Below are 16,513 nucleotides of genomic sequence, written 5' to 3'. Positions count from 1 at the left end.
AAACAAAATGTTAAGGAGGTTTTAACGATGCGTTTATTCGAATGGATCATTGCCCTGTCAAGCATCGGAATGCTCTGGCATGTCATTTGGAGCCGAAAGCAACTGAAAGGATCGGCATTGAAGATATTTTCGATGATAACCTGTATCGTCCTTCACCTCATTGTCGAAGGCGGACGATGGCAAATGGCTCCTGCATACCTGTTATGCGCCATCGTTCTGCTTGTGTATGTCATCCGTACGCTTCGCCCTTCTGCCGTTCCCGGGAAAGGAAAACTCGCAAAGATTGCTTTAAGTACCGCAGCCGTTCCGTTTACCCTTCTTGCCATAGGGCTGCCCGTCTTGTTTCCGGTGTTTGCCTTGAACCAACCGTCGGGACCTTATCCGGTGGGCACCATAACCTTTGAATGGACCGACGAAACGCGAGAGAGCGCCTCTGGCAAGCCACGAAAAATCAACGTGCAAATATGGTATCCGGCTAAAATTACGGACTCCTCGGAAATGGCTCCGTACATCGACAAACTGCCTATTCTAGCGAAAGCGATGAAAGAGCAGTTCTCGACTCCCGAATGGATGTTTAACTACCTCAATTTGATACAAACCAACACCTATCTCAAAGCGGATTTCGCGGATGTAAACGACAAAAAACTGCCTGTCGTGTTCTTCTCGCACAGCAACTTATTGGGAGCGCGCTTCACGAATACGTTCCAAACGAGCGAATTGGCAAGCCACGGTTACATCGTCGCCTCGATTGAGCACCCCCGAACCGCCTTTACCGCGGCCTATTCCGATGGAAGTTATGTAGCTTTCGAGGATTTTTTCTCACGATTGCCTATGGAATTTGAAGTCCAGAATAAAGCATCTATTCCTGTGATCAAAGATCAAGTCCGGGATATTGAGTTTGCACTCGGGCAAATGAAAAAGCTGGATCATGCCGCAGACAATCCGTTCGCCGGAAAAATCGATTTTTTAAAGATCGGCCTGTTCGGCCATTCTTTCGGCGGAGCACCATCATCGAGGCTTTATATGATCATGAGTTGCAATTTAAAGCAGGAATTAACATGGACGGTACTTTATACGGCAGGGACAGGGTCGTAAACCTTAAGCAGCCTGTTCTCCTTATGTACGGTGATAAATCCATCGATGGAGAAATGACGGAGACTATGGCCTCCGAAGATCAGAAACGAAGGGATAGGGCATTGGGAAATGAGGGGTACGTGCTCAACATCGGGGAAGCCGGTCATTTGAACTTCACCGATCTCCCCCTGTACTCTCCATTAATCGGCTTTATCAGTCCTCAAGCCAAACGAAATCATCGCATTATTAACGAGACAACCGTATGCTTTTTCGATACGTCACTAAAAGGACTCCCCGACCGTGAATGCGAATCATCGATCCGCAAATACCCGGATATCCGATTCAAGAAAGGAAATTGATCTTCATGCATATTTCTTCTTCCCAATTATTCCAGTCTATCGAAGCCATCGTAAAGCCATATCAAAACAAAAGCAAAAGGTGTGCAAACCCCATATTATCGATCGGGGTATTAAATGGAAACGAGCGCTTTATCTTTGGCTTTGGCGATTTGCAGCCGTTCGGCAGGATGTCATACGGCGATCTCGTGTACGAGATCGGATCGTTAACCAAGGTCTATACGACTTCCCTTCTCGCACTCATGATCGAGGAAGGATTAATCCGGTCTGACGATTCGATCGGCCAATACATTCCATCGCTTTCTTGCGATCACCCGGTTAAGCTCAGCCATTTGGCCACCCATTCTTCCGGATTTCACGCCATGCCTATCCTCAAAATCGTTCGAAATCTCTTTGATAAGAAGGTTCGCGATGCATATTGCAAATATACTTTGGAAGAAGCGATTACGTTTTTGCGGTCCGTTCCGGCTCATAAAACCGGAAAAAAATTTCTTTATTCGAACGAAGGGATGGGGGTGCTGGGGCAGCTTTTGGCACAGACGCTCGAAACGGATTACGAGACCGCGGTTATGGACCGGATCTGCAGGCCGCTTGGCATGCCCGATACACTTATAACCTTATCGGACGAACAAAGGACGCGACTTGTTCCTGGTCATGGAAGAAACGGCGAGCCCAAGCCCGAGCTGAATATGTTTGATTTTCCCGGAACCGGGGCCCTTCGTTCCACCGTAAATAATCAGTTGACGTTTATGTCCGCCCATCTGGGACTTCATCCGGATAAGGAACGCTGCAGCCTGTTCTCAAGCACGCATCAGGTGCAATTGCGTCCTGCCAAATCCATGGGAGTCGGCTTGGGCTGGATGGTGGAGGAAAGCGACAATATCATCTGGCATAACGGAAGCACGATGGGATTTTCAAGTTTTATGGGGTTTCAAAAGGATATTTTGTCCGGAGTGGTGGTCCTCTCCAACTACAGATCCGGCTTGCTCGCAGCCTCCCCTCTTCAGATTGGCTTCGCCATTTTGAAACATTTGGAGGAACGTTTTGGGATACCGCCAACCATTGCCGATAAACGCAAATGACCCGCAGGAGGGACACTTTTTTTTAAGTGTTCCATCTTACGGGTCAATGTTGGCGGGACCCCTTATAAGAGATCCAAAATTTTGTTAAAGACCTGCTTTTCCAAAACCGTATTATGCCCGGACACACAAAGGTCCATATCCATATCTTTATACTTTAAAAGAGTCTTGATATAGTCGTCTTTTTCACCATAGAGGCTGGGAACAAGCTCCTCCATCGTGTCACCGATATTATCGCCTACATGAATGACCTTTTCCAATTCATCCATAACGCTGATGGAATCCGCAGTATGCCCCGGTGTAAACATGATTCTTATTTGGTCATCGGGAAAATAGATCTCTTGTTCGAACGTTAGATCGGGAAGACGTTTTTCCGCTTCACCATCAACATGCTGTCCATACTTCTGCATCATCTCTTCCCAATTCTGCTCGATCATTTCCCTGCAGCGCGTGTGAGATAGGATCGTGCAATCTCGGAATGAGCCGTTTCCCCAGATGTGATCCCAATGATAATGGGTGTTGATGACGATAATAGGCTTGGCGTCATGCTTTATGTACTCTTTGACAGGCTCCATGCTCAACGAGCCCAAGCCTGTATCGATGATGAAATTGTACCGATTCCCCAAAATAAGTTGAACGTTTATATCCCACCCTGCAGGCTGCCGATACGTAAACAAAATGTTTCTATTCCTGATTTTTTTTATTTGCATGATTATATTCCCGCTTTCTCGTAGCTTGTGATGTTTTAAAGCTTAAGCACCATCTTGTAATTCCCCGGCTCCGCCCGGAAACCGATAAGATCACGGTTAATTCGAAGCATCGGGACGTTCATGGAATCATTGTGCGTTCGCAAATAGGGTACTCCGCATGCACGGGCCGTTTGAATGCCGAGCAGCTTTAAGGCAAGGGCGATGCGGCGGCCCCGGTACTCCGGGAGAACGCCGGTATATTCATGATACATCGCCTGGGTCTGCTCGTTCTGCTGCAATGTGACGACACCGATGTAGCGGTCGCCGTCCTTGGCGATATGGATCCATTCCGGGCGCACTCCGGTTTGTCCGATGCTCCATTTCTTCCATTCTTCAAACCAAGGGAAATCGCCGGAATAGCCCGGTATATCCGGATGCGTGACCTTGTACAGCTCATAGAGCTTTCTTTCGCTCGCTTCCCCCGGCTCATCGGCTAACGTAACGAACCGAATTCCGGCCCGCTCTGCCTCTTCGACCGAATCATACAGCTTGCCGCCGTCAAACGATGCCAAATCCAAAACGGATTCGAAGATATGGCGCTCCTGTACGTAACCGCGGCGTTCGGCAAAAGCTGCCGACGAAGCGTCCGCATCTCGCAAAATAACGGTCAAACGAGAGGCTTTAACCTGTGTCGCCCATTGATGAAGCGTATCGTACATAGCTTTTCCTACCCCGTTCCCGCGGTTATCCGGGTGTACGACAAGGGTCAGGAATAATTCACCCGGCTCCGTCCAAGGAGCCCGCCAAACGATCCCGTAGGCCACGGCTTGCCCCGACTCGTCTTCCGCCACCCATTTGGGACGATCCCATCCTGTCAGCTCGCCCTTCTCATTGTAATCCAGCTTTCCCGGAGGAATTTGGTCTTCCTCTTCCTTCAAAAGTTCTGCCGTCGTCGGTTCCGACAAAACCGTATTGAGCAGCGACGCAACCGAAGCAAAATCGTCCGGCTCTCTCATCTTTCGAATCATGAATTTCAACGGTATCATTTCCTCCATATTTTCAGATCCATTCCAAAACCATTATCCCATATCCGGAGGCTCGTTTCATGGTAAAGTATGGATATAAAGAAAGATTCACTTCTGATTTCCCAATAAAGCGGTCTCTTCTTCAATCCGACTCGTATCAATGCGTTCAAACAACAATTCCAATTTTTCGATTTTTCGGTCAACAGGTACGGAGATCAAATTCCAACCAGATGCTTCAATCCCTAAAAACCCTCTTATTTTATCGCAAGAAAAAGGTACAAAAGGATGCAGCAAGTTAGCCAGATTAGCTATGACCTGAACGCATGCGTACAGCGTATATCCGCATGCTTCCCGATTTTCCTTAAACTGAGCCCAAGGTTTTTGTTCATCAAAGTATTTGTTTGCGCGTCGGATGAACCCGAAAATCAAATCGAGAGCTTCTTTGAGATGACCTCTTTCAATCCTTGTACCCGACTCTATATACAAATTGTCAATTCTCCTTTGCCATTCCTCATCTAAATGTCCTTCAGGAACATGACCGCCGAACGATTTGTCGATAAAAGCCAACGTACGATTTACGAAATTCCCGAATGCGCCAAGCAATTCTCCATTGTGGCTATGAATGAACTCCCTCCAATAGAAGTCCGTATCCCGTTTTTCCGGGCCGTTAGCGATCAGAAAATAGCGAATGGAGTCGGGTTGATATCTGCTCAGAATGTCTGGGACCCAAACAGCCCAATTGCGGCTAGTCGAAAACTTTTTACCCTCCAGGGTCATATACTCGCATGAGACGATTCGATCGGGCAGATGGAGACCTCCCACTCCCATAAGCAGTGCCGGCCAAACCAGCGTATGAAACGGGATATTATCTTTACCGTGTACGTAATAAGATGTTATTTTTTCATTCCCATCCAGCCAAAATGTCCGCCAGTCGCCGCCTGTCTCCGCAGCCCACTGTTTGCTTGCCGTTAAATACCCGCTCACAGCTTCAACCCAAACGTAGATTTTTTTGTCCTCGCAACCTTCGATTGGAACATCGACGCCCCATGTTAAATCCCTGGTCGCAGCACGGTCTTGAAGACCTTCCGCCAGATAGCGCTTGGTCAACTGAACCGCATTATCCCCCCACCCCCGGGCCTGATTTGCGTATTCGGTTAATTTATTTTGAAAATTGGAAAGCGCAAGATAATAATGTTCCGTTGGACGCTCGACAGGCGGATTCCCGCATATTTTACAAGTTTTCTCGGATAAGTCCGAAGGATCAAGCAGTGTAGAACAAGCATCGCACTGGTCTCCCCGGGCGCGGTTCCCGCAAACCGGACAAATTCCTTCGACATATCGATCCGGCAAAAAGCGCCGATCCGTTTCGCAATACGTCTGCTGTACCGTTTTTTTGTACAGATAACCATTTTCCAATAAGCTTGTAAACAATTCTTGAACGGCTTGGTGATGGAACTTTTGATCCGTCCGCGTATACAAATCATAGGAAAAACCTAACTGCCTAAAGCAATCGATAAATTCCTGATGATACCGATCTGCAATATCTCGCGGCGTAACGCCTTCTTGAATAGCTTGAACAGCGACAGGCGTGCCGTGGCAATCGCTGCCGGATACATACAATACGTTCTCGCCCTTCAAGCGGAAATAACGCGCCAATACGTCCCCGGGCAATAAACTCGCCAATCTCCCCAAATGCAAAGAACCATTTGCATAAGGCCATGCCCCGCCAATGAATATGTTGGCCATAGTGTATAACCTCCTTATTTTGAAAAAACACAAAAAAACTCTCATCCCAAAGGGACGAGAGTCGTGCTCACGCGGTACCACCCAATTTTATCAATGCCTTGCGGCATTCACCTCTTCAGGTACGACGCTCTTCGCGTTTATACCCTAGCACTGTAACGGATGCGGGTTCCGGCGCAGCTACAACCAAATGAGGGTTCGATGCGCAGCTCAGAGGCCATGTTCCCAAAATCCTTCTTTGCTCCTTTTCAGCTGCCGGAGCTCTCTGTTCAAAGAATCGTTTCGGTACTCTTTCTCTTCTTAGCCTTTCACGATATTCAAGTTACTGGAAATTATATTGAACACCTTCTCTAAAGTCAAGGTACAATTGCGCACTCCTAGAGTGGGATGTGCGGTCTGCAACATCTTTTATGCCCCTGTTATTTGTTATTTCCTTCTTCCGATATACAACAAATGTGATGAAATTCCCAAAACGGATGGATCCTTCGCTTTTTCAATAAGCAAGTTCATCAGTTTCCGAGACTCGCCTTTTTCTTCCCAAAACTGCTTTTGTTCGTTATTTAGCATCCCGCCGATACTTGAAGAACCGATCAAATCCATCGTCTCGAATCCATGGCTTTCCATAAAGGGCTTGATTTCATCCACGTTAAAGTAATATGCACCCGTAAATCTCCCCTGGTCTGCGTGATTAAAAATCCCCGTACTGCAAAACTCATTTATGGAATCCATCGTGTCATTCGGCTTCCAGTATTGCGGAAACTGCAACGAGGTAATCGTCATTCTCATACGACTTTGAAAAGCGACAAAAATGATGCCCTCCTTCTTTGTAACGCGGAACAATTCCCTAACGGCGTTTATTCGTTCTTCTTCCCTTTGCAAATGGTAAAGCGGTCCCAACATGAGAGAAGCATCAAAAAACTCATTCGGTAATCCATCTAAATTTGTAGCATTTAATACATGAAACCCGTTAAAATATTCCGTTAATCCTAATTCGGATGCCTTCTCCTTCGCAATTTCAACCAACCTCGGGGTTATATCGGAAAGGGTCACCGTCAATCCTTGTTTTGCTAACTCCATGGAATATTTTCCGGGTCCCGAACCGTTATCTAATACATTGCCGCAGGGAGGCAAATATTGTTTCATGTAATGCCAGTTCATGATAAATTCCAGCGGTTCCCTGTCTAACCTTCCCCATTCATCGAAATGGGAATAATAATCGATGACATTTTCCATCCGACATAACACCTGCCTTAAATGTATTCGTTTTTTGTTTCTGGTGAAAATAAGAAAAACGTCTATCGACGTACTTTCTCAGAAGACAGACCGCATTTAGCGGAATTTTTTCTTGCGAGATTAGGATGGAAAACCTCTGTAGTTTATCTTTCTCATCTCTAAAAAAACCTATTGCCTGCAAAGAGGCGATAGGTTTTACCTTCGCGGTACCACTCTTTTTGGATTCGTCGTTTCAAACATAAAACGAACCATCTTAAAACTTGGTTACGGAGGTTATCCGTTAAGACCTACCCGGGTCAGTCTTACCGCTCATGGGCGAGTTGGGGAAACCATTGACCGTCTTGCACCGATACGACGGTTCTCTGAACAATAGCAATCCTTAATACTCCCAATCATAACGTTTGGTTTGTATAAAATTTAACTCAGTATACCGTTTCCAAATAATTCCTGTCAATAAGGATTTTAAATTCCAATTACGTGTTTTTTTCCAGCACCTCCCTCACCCGCGGCTAATAAAACCATTCAGGGATGGGGAAGCCTAAAAAAGGTAACCGCATGGCTTGGAAATCATTACACGTGCATACGTGAGCCTTAAAATCATACAAAAAGAGGAGTGGAAACGGTGAAAATAGTGGTTACAGGAGCGGCAGGCAAAATCGGTCGGTGGACCGTAAGAACACTCTTGGAAGCCGGCCACGAGGTTAAAGCTTCCGATCGATTATTAAGGGAAGAATCGGCATCGACGGATTTTGTTCAAGCCGATTTGCGCGATTACGGCCAGGTTTGCCAACTGCTCAAGGGAAGCGAGGCCGTTGTCCATCTCGGAAATATTCCTACCGATGTAAGGAATACGCCCCAAGCCATATTCGAAAATAATATGCTCGTTAATTTTAACGTGCTTGAAGCCTTAAAAGATTTCGATATTCCCAAGCTGGTGTGGGCTTCCAGCGAAACGGTTTTAGGGTATCCTTTCGTTCCGGAAGAGCTTAGTTACCTTCCCTTGGACGAGGAGCATCCAACGACGGTAAAGTCCGCGTATGCCATGGCAAAACGGCTGACGGAGCATCTTGCGGGAATGTTCCACAACCTGACCAAAGCACAAGCACAGATCGTCGCCCTCCGCTTTGCCAATATCTACGAGCCGGATGAATATCAAAAAATTCCGACCATGCATTGGAATGAGCAACAGAAGGAGCTTCAAAAGAAAAACGGCTGGGCTTACTGCGATGTCAGGGATGCCGCTAGAGCCTGCCTTCTTGCCGTCGAGAAAAACGACCTGGGAAATCAGATCTTCCATATCACCGCCCCGGACACCATTATGCCCGATCTGAGCCGGGATTTAGCGAACCGTTATTTTCCTAACGTGCCTTTAAAAAGAGAAATACAAGGCCACGAAACGCTTATGGCCATAGACAAGGCCCGGAATATCCTCGGGTATAAACCGCAATATACATGGCGTTCGGTCCTGAATCAGGATGGCACACTCAAAGCTTTGCCGGAGGACCAATTGGCATTAAGCAATATATAAAACGATGTGTATGTAGAATATGCTCAGAAGAACAAAAGAAATCGCCTTTCGTTCAAATGGAAGCATCGAAGCTGCCATCGAAAAGAGCGATTTCTTTTTCAATTCATCGGGGACCCTCGTTCATCACGCCGATTTGGTCACTGACCTTTTTGCGAAACTCCGGTTTTGTAAGAACGCCATTCAAAAATGCATTTATATTTTTAGAAAAGTTTTGGTATTCCTTGCTCTCCAAATTGTTCGTAAACAGCAATATTTCAGTAGATTGGTTATCCTTATCCACGGCATACATGGCTGTATTCAATACATAGTTTGTGGATCCGCCCTTGAAGCCTAAATGCTTAAACGACTCCTTGTTCGCAGGGTTTTGCATGGGGCCTTCCATCACCGCATCCAAATGCTGGTGAACTTGCGGAGAAAAGGTAGTTCGGCTGTTGATTTTGGACAGGAGCAAACCATAGTCCTCTGTTGTGGAAGCTACCATTCGGTCAGAAAGGATTTTATCGAATTCTTCATCGTACCATTCTTCAATGGCAGCTGTTCGTTTATAAGAACCGTCCACATCATTTTTTAATTTTTCATGTTGCTGAATCGCAAAAGTCTGAAATTGTTCTTGTGACATGGTTCTTAATTCCTCTTTAGCTTTCTTGATCCTTTCTTCCTGAGGCAAATCCGGATTTTTTTGCATGATCTCATAAGGAATCAGCAAGGAAGAGTAAATTGGGAATACCTTTTGATGGTTCGTTAATCCAAGCTTCGCAATATTGCTGTTAATAGGATCCATGCCAAGCCGCTCTATCAAATATTCCATGTTGGCATTGCTGCTAAAATCAATCATTCCTTTGGCAACTTCCTCCAAGGCAACGGAATCATCCTTAATGAGCTTGCGCGATTTTAGGCTTTCACCCCATTCCGGCTGCGCTCCTCCATCTAATTTAGGAATGTAGTATTTGTCTATATCCGCCAATTTCACGTATTCATGAGGGCTAATCTTCCCGTCAGCCGCTTGCTGGGCATATTCAAGGGCCACCATGATTTTCACGACGCTCGCCAAAGGCATCATTCTGTTGGAATGATAAGCGGCTACGACCTCCTCATTATGAATGAGGGTGAAGGATACGTTCTCAGGATGCTTTTTGATGAATCTCAGCACGGCTTCTTCGCCTTTATTTATGTTGCTGAAAAGAAAAACGGCAGCAATGCTGACGACGGTTATAGAGGCCATGCTATAAAGAATTAATTTGGATTTCTTCATTCCCGCCCTCGTTTCCTTGGCCAGACTTAAGCAGCTTGCAACCAATGGCATGTATATTTTTCATGAATTTACTATAGCACTCCAACCTTTACCTCATCTAAACGGAACCTTAACATTTGCTAACGTTTATAATATCTTCACCATTACCTTCTCTCCGTTAAAATCCAGTTCCCCGTTGAATTGAAATCCAAACTTCCGGTATAGATGCAAAGCCCGTTGATTGTCTTCGTAAAGACTTAAATAAATTTCGCTGCAATGATAAAGAGCGACAAGATGTTCGATTAATGCTTCTAACATGATGCCGCCCAACCCTTGCCCTTGAAAACGTCCATCGATTAAATATCGATCCAGCCAGACCCTTCCGTTCGGGCCTTCGTCCGGAAACAAGCCATACATCGCAAAACCGACAAGGAACCCATTCTTATACAGGCCGGCTGGGCGATAATAAGGGCATTCTTCCGCGTCTTTCAAACATTGTCTCGTGGATTCCACAAAGGATGTCTGGGTCGAATCAACCTGCAATGCAAGGATCTCCTCCATGTTTTCTTTGGTTACCGCTCTAATTTCGGTATTCATCTCGATCACCTTTCCATAGCGACATCTATATCTCCCCCCCCAATAATAAGTTAAAAATAGTTTATTTTCCAATGCGATGCTATCCTTTACTTCTTCTAAACCATTACTCGAAACCTTGAAAATATTCAATCTAATGCGATTTCAATTTCACCTTTAGGGTGGACTTTTTTATTTTTGACAAACGAATACCGTTACAGTAAACTGTACACAATACACTAAAGTGTAACTTTAACAGTTAAATGTCATTGGAGGTGTAACATGAATAGCTATACCGCTAAACAAATAGCTGAAATTCTCCAACAAGATGACCCGCGCATGAATTTGCGAACGGTAAGGTACTACACGCAAATCGGTATGGTTCCGCCTCTTGAATTAGTAGGTAACAAGAGGGTTTACACGGATAATCACATTCACTACTTCCGCGCCATTATTACATTAACAAGAACCGGGGAAACCTTGGCTTCCATTCAGGAAACATTAAAAAAACTATCCTCGGAGGACATTGAAAAGATAAGTCAACAATTAACATGGTTTGAACCTAGCCGAATTATTGAAAACGAAACACTGAAAATAACGGATGATGTCATAATCACGATTAGCCCTCGGATTTCCGCAGAGTTAAAACAAAAAGTCATTGATTCGGTATCTCAAGCACTAAGGGGTGAAAATCAGTAATGCTTGAACTAAAACTAGCCAAGTCCATGATGGAGAACGAAGAAGGAATGAATCATTTATGGGTTCGGATAATTCAAAATGAAAAAGTTCAATCCCCAAAGTCCGAAATTCAAATACGGCTGCCAAATGGCATTTACCGTTCGCATAACCTCAATGGTTTTGTTGAGAATGAACGAGAACATATTGTAGTTGATGCCTTCGACCAAGATATGATCATAGAAATTTTCACCCAAGACGCGATTGAATGCGGGGAAATGACTATCGGGGTAACTTTGATTTCATGCGAAGCCACGATAAGCAGAGAAATTGCAATTCAAGTGGTCCTTGAAGATGAAATGGATGAGGCCCAGATCGACGAACAAGTTGTCGAACGAGTCAAAGAGATCAGTAATGCCAATGTTCCACCCCACAGTAAAGAAACAAATGCCGTATTCATTCAACCGAGGGTAATGGAAATAAGGGATAATGAATTTTCATACTTGGAAAAGAAATACCGTATTGACTACTGATTCTTCCTTATGGCGGGTGAGTTATCAACGCACAGCGTTCAACATGTGTGGAATGCTGACGGTACGTTTATGTGTGACCTTTTTGATTGATATGCATCCAAAATAGTTGTTACGATAGTTCAACGCAGCAAGTTAAACTAATGAAATGGTAGAGGAGTTTTTCATCATGAAGAGAATTGTAACACTGAGTACGCGCAAACTGATGGACACTGTAAAGCACGGCGGATGCGGCGCTTGCCAGACATCTTGCCAGTCTGCTTGTAAGACTTCCTGTGGCGTTGCCAACCAGCGTTGTGAAAACGCAATGAACAAATAGGAATTGAAACTCACCGCCGTCCCTACAAGGACGGCGAAGTTGTCCATGCTGGAGAGACGCCTGCAATTTATAGGCAAAAAGGAGCTTGATTCGCAGTATGATTCATCAATATCAACTGAACGGATTCAACATCGTGATCGACACCTATAGTGGCTCAGTGCATGTTGTTGATGACCTGGCGTATGAGATCATTGCGCTTTATGAGCATGCTACACCCGAACAAATCCTGACGATAATGAAGGAAAAACATTTTTCTGAGGAAAGCATTCGTGAGACCATCTCAGAGGTCGAGGAACTTAAAAGCAATGGGCAGCTCTTTACAGAGGATGCGTATGAGAAGCTGTCCATCGATTTAAAAAAACGAAAAACGTATGTTAAAGCGCTCTGTCTCAATGTTGCGCATACCTGCAATCTGTCATGCGAATATTGCTTCGCCAGCCAAGGGAAGTACAATGGCGATCGCGCAATCATGAGCTACGAGGTTGGACAAAGAGCTATCGATTATCTGCTGGAGCATTCGGGCCATCATCGAAACCTGGACATAGACTTTTTCGGCGGGGAGCCGCTTATGGCTTGGAAAGTCGTCAAACAGATTGTTGCGTATGCACGAAGCAAGGAAAAGGAATGGAAGAAAAAATTCCGCTTCACCTTCACAACGAACGGGATGCTGCTCAACGATGAGGTCACCGAGTTTTTAAATCAGGAAATGTACAATGTCGTCTTAAGTCTGGATGGAAGAAAAGAGGTCCATGATCGGCTGCGTACAACCGTTACCGGTAAGGGCAGCTATGATTCTATCGTGCCGAAGTTCAAGGAATTCATCCAAAAGCGCGGGGATCAGGAATACTATGTACGGGGAACGTATACGCGGAACAATGTCGACTTCACCAATGACATCTTCCATATCGCAGATCTTGGTTTTGACAAAATCTCGATGGAACCCGTTATATGTGATCCACGGGAGCCCTATGCGCTTACCGAGAAGGATCTTCCGGAGATATATAACCAATACGAAATTCTCGCCAAGGAAATGATTGAACGCAGCGAACAAGACAGAGGCTTTACTTTCTATCATTACATGCTGGATCTCTCAGAAGGCCCTTGCATCCAGAAAAGAATCACGGGCTGTGGTTCAGGCACAGAATATCTCGCTGTCACTCCATGGGGCGAACTATTCCCTTGCCACCAGTTCGTCGGGGATGAAGCGTACAGCATGGGCAACATCTGGGATGGCATCACGCGACCTGAGCTGCAGTGCCAATTCAAAGAGAGCAACTGCTACACGAAGCCGGAATGCCAGGATTGCTGGGCTAAACTCTACTGTAGCGGCGGCTGCCCTGCCAATGCCCTGCATGCGACGGGCTCCATCAACGGAACCTACGAGTTTAGTTGTGATGTTTTCCGTAAACGGATTGAATGTTCCATGATGGCTAAGGTTGCGGAGTCGATTAGAGCGATGGAAGAGAATCAAATGTAGATAAATGAAAGAGGGGCTCGCTGCCTCTCTTTGCTATTTTCGTCCGTACTTATCTATCATATTTATCTGATCATTTTGCAAAAATATCCATATGTTTTTGAAACAGTCATCTATTACCTACGATTTGCTTGAATGTGCTTGCAAAATTCCAAGAATGAAGGTGCTACAACTATTGCGTTATCAGGGTCGCAACTTTCTTCGTAATCCTTCCAAGAATCCTCGAATAAAATATCATGATTCAGAAATCTATTATTGTTCCCTTTAGAATGGTTGTTCATGTAAGTTCCACATCCTATCTTCCTTTTATTTTTCGTCTCCTTTTAGAGCGCCGCCTATATTACGTCCTTTTAGCTGACTGCTAAACCTTTTTCTTATTTCCATGATAAACTCCCCTACTTAAATAGAATATATCTATAAGCAACTTGGAGCAGTTCCATCTATCTCGCAAGAACCGACAGGTTATGACCTAGCAATTTAAAAAGAAAGAGTAACATGATAATCCAAGTTATACACCCCGGATTAATGCTACTCTTTAAATCTTAAAAATAAATCGATTTCTCCCTTGTTAAATTCAACAAAATATTGAGTTATTTTATAATTAAAGCTTCTCTTCCCATATCCAAATTGGCTCCTGAAGAACGATGGATGTAAGATTACGGTTGATTCTTTTTGAGTTCACCGTCATCTCGTTGCTAAGAACGATCACTGTTAATTCCTCGTCAATTAGCCGCGTAACATAATGACGGAAACCACTTGGATATCCTCCTGGATGCCCAACTGCTTTTTTCCCCATGACATCTTGCGTATACCATCCATATCCATATTGAGACGGAAACTTTTTAGCATGCGTCATACTCATCAGTTCTGATGATTCTTTGCTTATCAATACATTATTACGCAGGGCTCTGTCAAACCGCTCTAAATCTTCAACTGTAGAAATGATATCCCCAGCTGCATACGCTGCAGAATTATGCATTAAGGGTCCGACTTTCCCCTTTACATGTCCTTCCGCCTTGGGTATACCAGCCGAAACCGTAAACATAGAATTCAACATGTTGCTTGGTTCAAAAATATGCTCTTTTATGTAATTTGCATATGACTGTCCGCTGGCTTTTTCAACAATAAGTCCTAACATCACATAACCAGTATTACTATAACTAAAGCTTTTACCTGGGGTAAACTCTAATTCAGAATCGCTAACGGTTTTTACAATATCATTTGGATTCCATTCTTTGCTGTAGTCAAATTTGAAATTCGGCTTTAGATAATCCGGAATTCCCGAGCTATGACTTAGTAGATGACTTATTGTAATAGACTCTCCATTCGGGAAGCCTGGAAAGTATTGCGAAATTGGATTATCTAAGTTTAGAAGTTCCTTTTCTGCTAGTTGCATGACTGCTACGGCAGTGAATGTTTTAGATAATGAAGCAATCTGATAGAGCGTGCTTGGGCTATTAGGTAAATCAGTGGCTGCCAATCCATAACCTTTTTTAAATAAAACCTCACCTTCCTTTGCAATTAGGACGGTTCCCTGAAATTTTTCGCTTGTCAGATATTGATCGATTTTATCAGAAACGCTTCCAGATAAATTACTATGGTTGTTACGTCCAAATAATAGCAAAGCTATTATAGATACGATTACAATAACAAGAATAGTAATAGAGAAAATTTTTAAGAATTTTTTCACATTTATACCTCTCAATCTATTTCTTTATAGCCTATTAGATACTGCCGCAATAGATATAAATATTACAGTATATTCTACCGTTTTCTGTATCCATATTGAACCTCTTATCAAGATTGTTTTATGAAGAAATAATCAGCTGGTTGTTTCTGCTCCAGCATAGCGGCTAATTGGTTGCGCTCTTCTTCCGTGAGCTTAGGCGGTTGTCCAGGGGAGTAGCCCATTTCCAGCCCGCAAGACCCTGAGCTTGGCAACTTTGCCAATAATGGCAAAAAGCTCTCCATACGATGGGGAGCTTTCTCATTTTATCGACTAATTATAATTGAAATTAATGATTTTATCATTAATACAGTTTCTCAGAGATTGATTTTGCCGTTATCTCGCGGTATTTCAGAGCTTCATCCTTTATTTTTATAGAAACCCCGACATTCAAAATATCAATAACAGCTAGCTGGGATATCTTTGCAACAAGTGAGCTACCTTGTAATGGATTTTCTCTAGCAACCATTAACAGTTCGATATCTGCCAGTTTGGTTATAGGGGAACGCGCATTACTGGTAATAACGACTATTTTGGCGCCCGCTTTCTTGGCTAGGCTTAAGTTCTTCAGCGTATCTTTGGTGCTTCCCGAAATGGATATCCCAACAGCTACATCTCCTGGATGCATTAATGCAGCTGTCATAGCCTGAAAGTGCGTATCTGTCTTAGCGAAGCTTTGCTTGCCAATCCTGGTGAAGCTATGCGCGGCCTGTAACGCCGTCAATCCTGAAGATCCTACTCCAAAAAAGTGAATATGATTAGCTGCAGTCAATAGATCAATGGTCTTCTCCAACTGATCTGAACTAATAAGTTCCGAAGTTTGCTCCAGCGTCTCAATATGCATAGATATAACCTTACGGTTTATAGTCGCTGCATCATCCTCTTCAGTAACTTCATTATACAAGCGATCGGAAGGCTTAACCAAATCTTGTGCCAGAGATAATTTAAAATCCTGAAAACCATGGAATTTCATTTTCCGGCAGAAGCGAATCACCGTCGTCTCCCCGACGTCCGCTCTCTCTGCAAGTTCGGTCACCGAATGATAAATGATATCCTGAGCGTTTTCCAGAATAAAATTTGCAACTTTTTGTTCTGTTTTGGTTAATCCATTAAAATGACTTCTTATGGATAACAAAGTCTTTCCCGTTCCCTGCTCGTTAGACAAATCCATTCTCCTTTCAGGTTGCCTAACAAATAATGATACTGTAGACTAACCTATATTTAGGATATACACAAATCCTTCAAAAGGCAAACTAGT

Annotated in this window: 16 protein-coding genes and 2 other annotated features; of the genes, 8 read left to right on the top strand and 8 right to left on the bottom strand. The window is 44.2% G+C overall.

Annotated elements, in window-relative coordinates:
- Positions 1 to 27 precede the first annotated feature (27 nt).
- From XI25_RS08860 to XI25_RS08850, 3 genes are read left to right on the top strand one after another with little or no spacing between them, the layout of a single operon-like run.
- Positions 28 to 1,095, top strand: a complete 1,068-nt coding sequence (locus XI25_RS08860; RefSeq protein ID WP_046678241.1) for an alpha/beta hydrolase family protein — start codon at positions 28 to 30, stop codon at positions 1,093 to 1,095.
- Complete coding sequence (locus XI25_RS08855) at positions 1,059 to 1,433, top strand: hypothetical protein (protein WP_046678240.1); 375 nt, start codon at positions 1,059 to 1,061, stop codon at positions 1,431 to 1,433. The genes XI25_RS08860 and XI25_RS08855 overlap by 37 nt, the downstream gene beginning before the upstream one ends.
- Before the next feature lie 5 nt (positions 1,434 to 1,438).
- Positions 1,439 to 2,512 carry a serine hydrolase domain-containing protein gene (locus XI25_RS08850; RefSeq protein WP_046678239.1) on the top strand — a complete coding sequence of 358 codons (1,074 nt, stop codon included), beginning with the start codon at positions 1,439 to 1,441 and terminating at the stop codon, positions 2,510 to 2,512.
- 62 nt (positions 2,513 to 2,574) lie between these two features.
- On the opposite strand, the gene XI25_RS08845 is transcribed toward XI25_RS08850, so the two are convergent.
- The 4 genes from XI25_RS08845 to XI25_RS08830 form a co-directional block, all read right to left on the bottom strand.
- Positions 2,575 to 3,219 carry an MBL fold metallo-hydrolase gene (locus XI25_RS08845; RefSeq protein ID WP_046678238.1) on the bottom strand — a complete coding sequence of 215 codons (645 nt, stop codon included), beginning with the start codon at positions 3,217 to 3,219 and terminating at the stop codon, positions 2,575 to 2,577.
- 35 nt (positions 3,220 to 3,254) lie between these two features.
- Positions 3,255 to 4,244 (bottom strand): GNAT family N-acetyltransferase, encoded by a 990-nt coding sequence (locus XI25_RS08840; RefSeq protein WP_160308898.1) that lies wholly within the window; start codon positions 4,242 to 4,244, stop codon positions 3,255 to 3,257.
- A gap of 87 nt (positions 4,245 to 4,331) precedes the next feature.
- The gene (metG, locus tag XI25_RS08835) at positions 4,332 to 5,969 is read right to left on the bottom strand and encodes a methionine--tRNA ligase (protein ID WP_046678236.1); all 1,638 of its coding nucleotides are present in this window, start codon (positions 5,967 to 5,969) and stop codon (positions 4,332 to 4,334) included.
- 47 nt (positions 5,970 to 6,016) lie between these two features.
- Positions 6,017 to 6,277: a binding site (T-box leader), on the bottom strand.
- A 115-nt stretch (positions 6,278 to 6,392) separates the two neighbouring features.
- The gene (locus XI25_RS08830; RefSeq protein ID WP_046678235.1) at positions 6,393 to 7,199 is read right to left on the bottom strand and encodes a class I SAM-dependent methyltransferase; all 807 of its coding nucleotides are present in this window, start codon (positions 7,197 to 7,199) and stop codon (positions 6,393 to 6,395) included.
- A gap of 178 nt (positions 7,200 to 7,377) precedes the next feature.
- Positions 7,378 to 7,604 (bottom strand) — a binding site (T-box leader).
- 217 nt (positions 7,605 to 7,821) lie between these two features.
- Here XI25_RS08830 and XI25_RS08825 point away from each other — a divergent pair.
- Positions 7,822 to 8,727 carry an NAD-dependent epimerase/dehydratase family protein gene (locus XI25_RS08825; RefSeq protein WP_046678234.1) on the top strand — a complete coding sequence of 302 codons (906 nt, stop codon included), beginning with the start codon at positions 7,822 to 7,824 and terminating at the stop codon, positions 8,725 to 8,727.
- A gap of 103 nt (positions 8,728 to 8,830) precedes the next feature.
- On the opposite strand, the gene XI25_RS08820 is transcribed toward XI25_RS08825, so the two are convergent.
- Together XI25_RS08820 and XI25_RS08815 are read right to left on the bottom strand one after the other, a co-directional pair.
- On the bottom strand, positions 8,831 to 9,979 hold the full coding sequence (locus tag XI25_RS08820; protein ID WP_052759531.1) for a serine hydrolase: 1,149 nt from the start codon (positions 9,977 to 9,979) through the stop codon (positions 8,831 to 8,833).
- Between the two features lie 126 nt (positions 9,980 to 10,105).
- Positions 10,106 to 10,555: a GNAT family N-acetyltransferase gene (locus tag XI25_RS08815; RefSeq protein WP_046678233.1), complete on the bottom strand. Its 450-nt coding sequence runs from the start codon at positions 10,553 to 10,555 to the stop codon at positions 10,106 to 10,108.
- Positions 10,556 to 10,813: 258 nt separating this feature from the next.
- Here XI25_RS08815 and XI25_RS08810 point away from each other — a divergent pair, with 258 nt between their 5' ends.
- The 4 genes from XI25_RS08810 (at position 10,814) to scfB (ending at position 13,532) form a co-directional block, all read left to right on the top strand.
- Positions 10,814 to 11,230: a MerR family transcriptional regulator gene (locus XI25_RS08810; protein ID WP_046678232.1), complete on the top strand. Its 417-nt coding sequence runs from the start codon at positions 10,814 to 10,816 to the stop codon at positions 11,228 to 11,230.
- Entirely contained in the window at positions 11,230 to 11,739 is a 510-nt protein-coding gene (locus tag XI25_RS08805) for a hypothetical protein (RefSeq protein WP_046678231.1), read from the top strand. The genes XI25_RS08810 and XI25_RS08805 overlap by 1 nt, the downstream gene beginning before the upstream one ends.
- Positions 11,740 to 11,905: 166 nt before the next feature.
- Positions 11,906 to 12,055 carry a six-cysteine ranthipeptide SCIFF gene (scfA, locus tag XI25_RS32040; protein ID WP_006679204.1) on the top strand — a complete coding sequence of 50 codons (150 nt, stop codon included), beginning with the start codon at positions 11,906 to 11,908 and terminating at the stop codon, positions 12,053 to 12,055.
- A gap of 97 nt (positions 12,056 to 12,152) precedes the next feature.
- Entirely contained in the window at positions 12,153 to 13,532 is a 1,380-nt protein-coding gene (scfB, locus tag XI25_RS08800) for a thioether cross-link-forming SCIFF peptide maturase (RefSeq protein ID WP_046678230.1), read from the top strand.
- Positions 13,533 to 14,130: 598 nt separating this feature from the next.
- Here scfB and XI25_RS08795 read toward each other — a convergent pair.
- Complete coding sequence (locus tag XI25_RS08795; RefSeq protein WP_046678229.1) at positions 14,131 to 15,219, bottom strand: serine hydrolase domain-containing protein; 1,089 nt, start codon at positions 15,217 to 15,219, stop codon at positions 14,131 to 14,133.
- 340 nt (positions 15,220 to 15,559) lie between these two features.
- Positions 15,560 to 16,420 (bottom strand): MurR/RpiR family transcriptional regulator, encoded by an 861-nt coding sequence (locus XI25_RS08790; RefSeq protein WP_442950368.1) that lies wholly within the window; start codon positions 16,418 to 16,420, stop codon positions 15,560 to 15,562.
- Between the last annotated feature and the right edge of the window lie 93 nt (positions 16,421 to 16,513).

Origin of the sequence: Paenibacillus sp. DMB20 (assembly GCF_000987955.1) — a bacterium.
In the GTDB taxonomy this organism is placed as follows: domain Bacteria; phylum Bacillota; class Bacilli; order Paenibacillales; family Paenibacillaceae; genus Paenibacillus_AQ.
The sequence above is the reverse complement of the archived record's forward strand: the minus strand, read 5'-3'. Positions and strand labels throughout refer to the sequence as shown.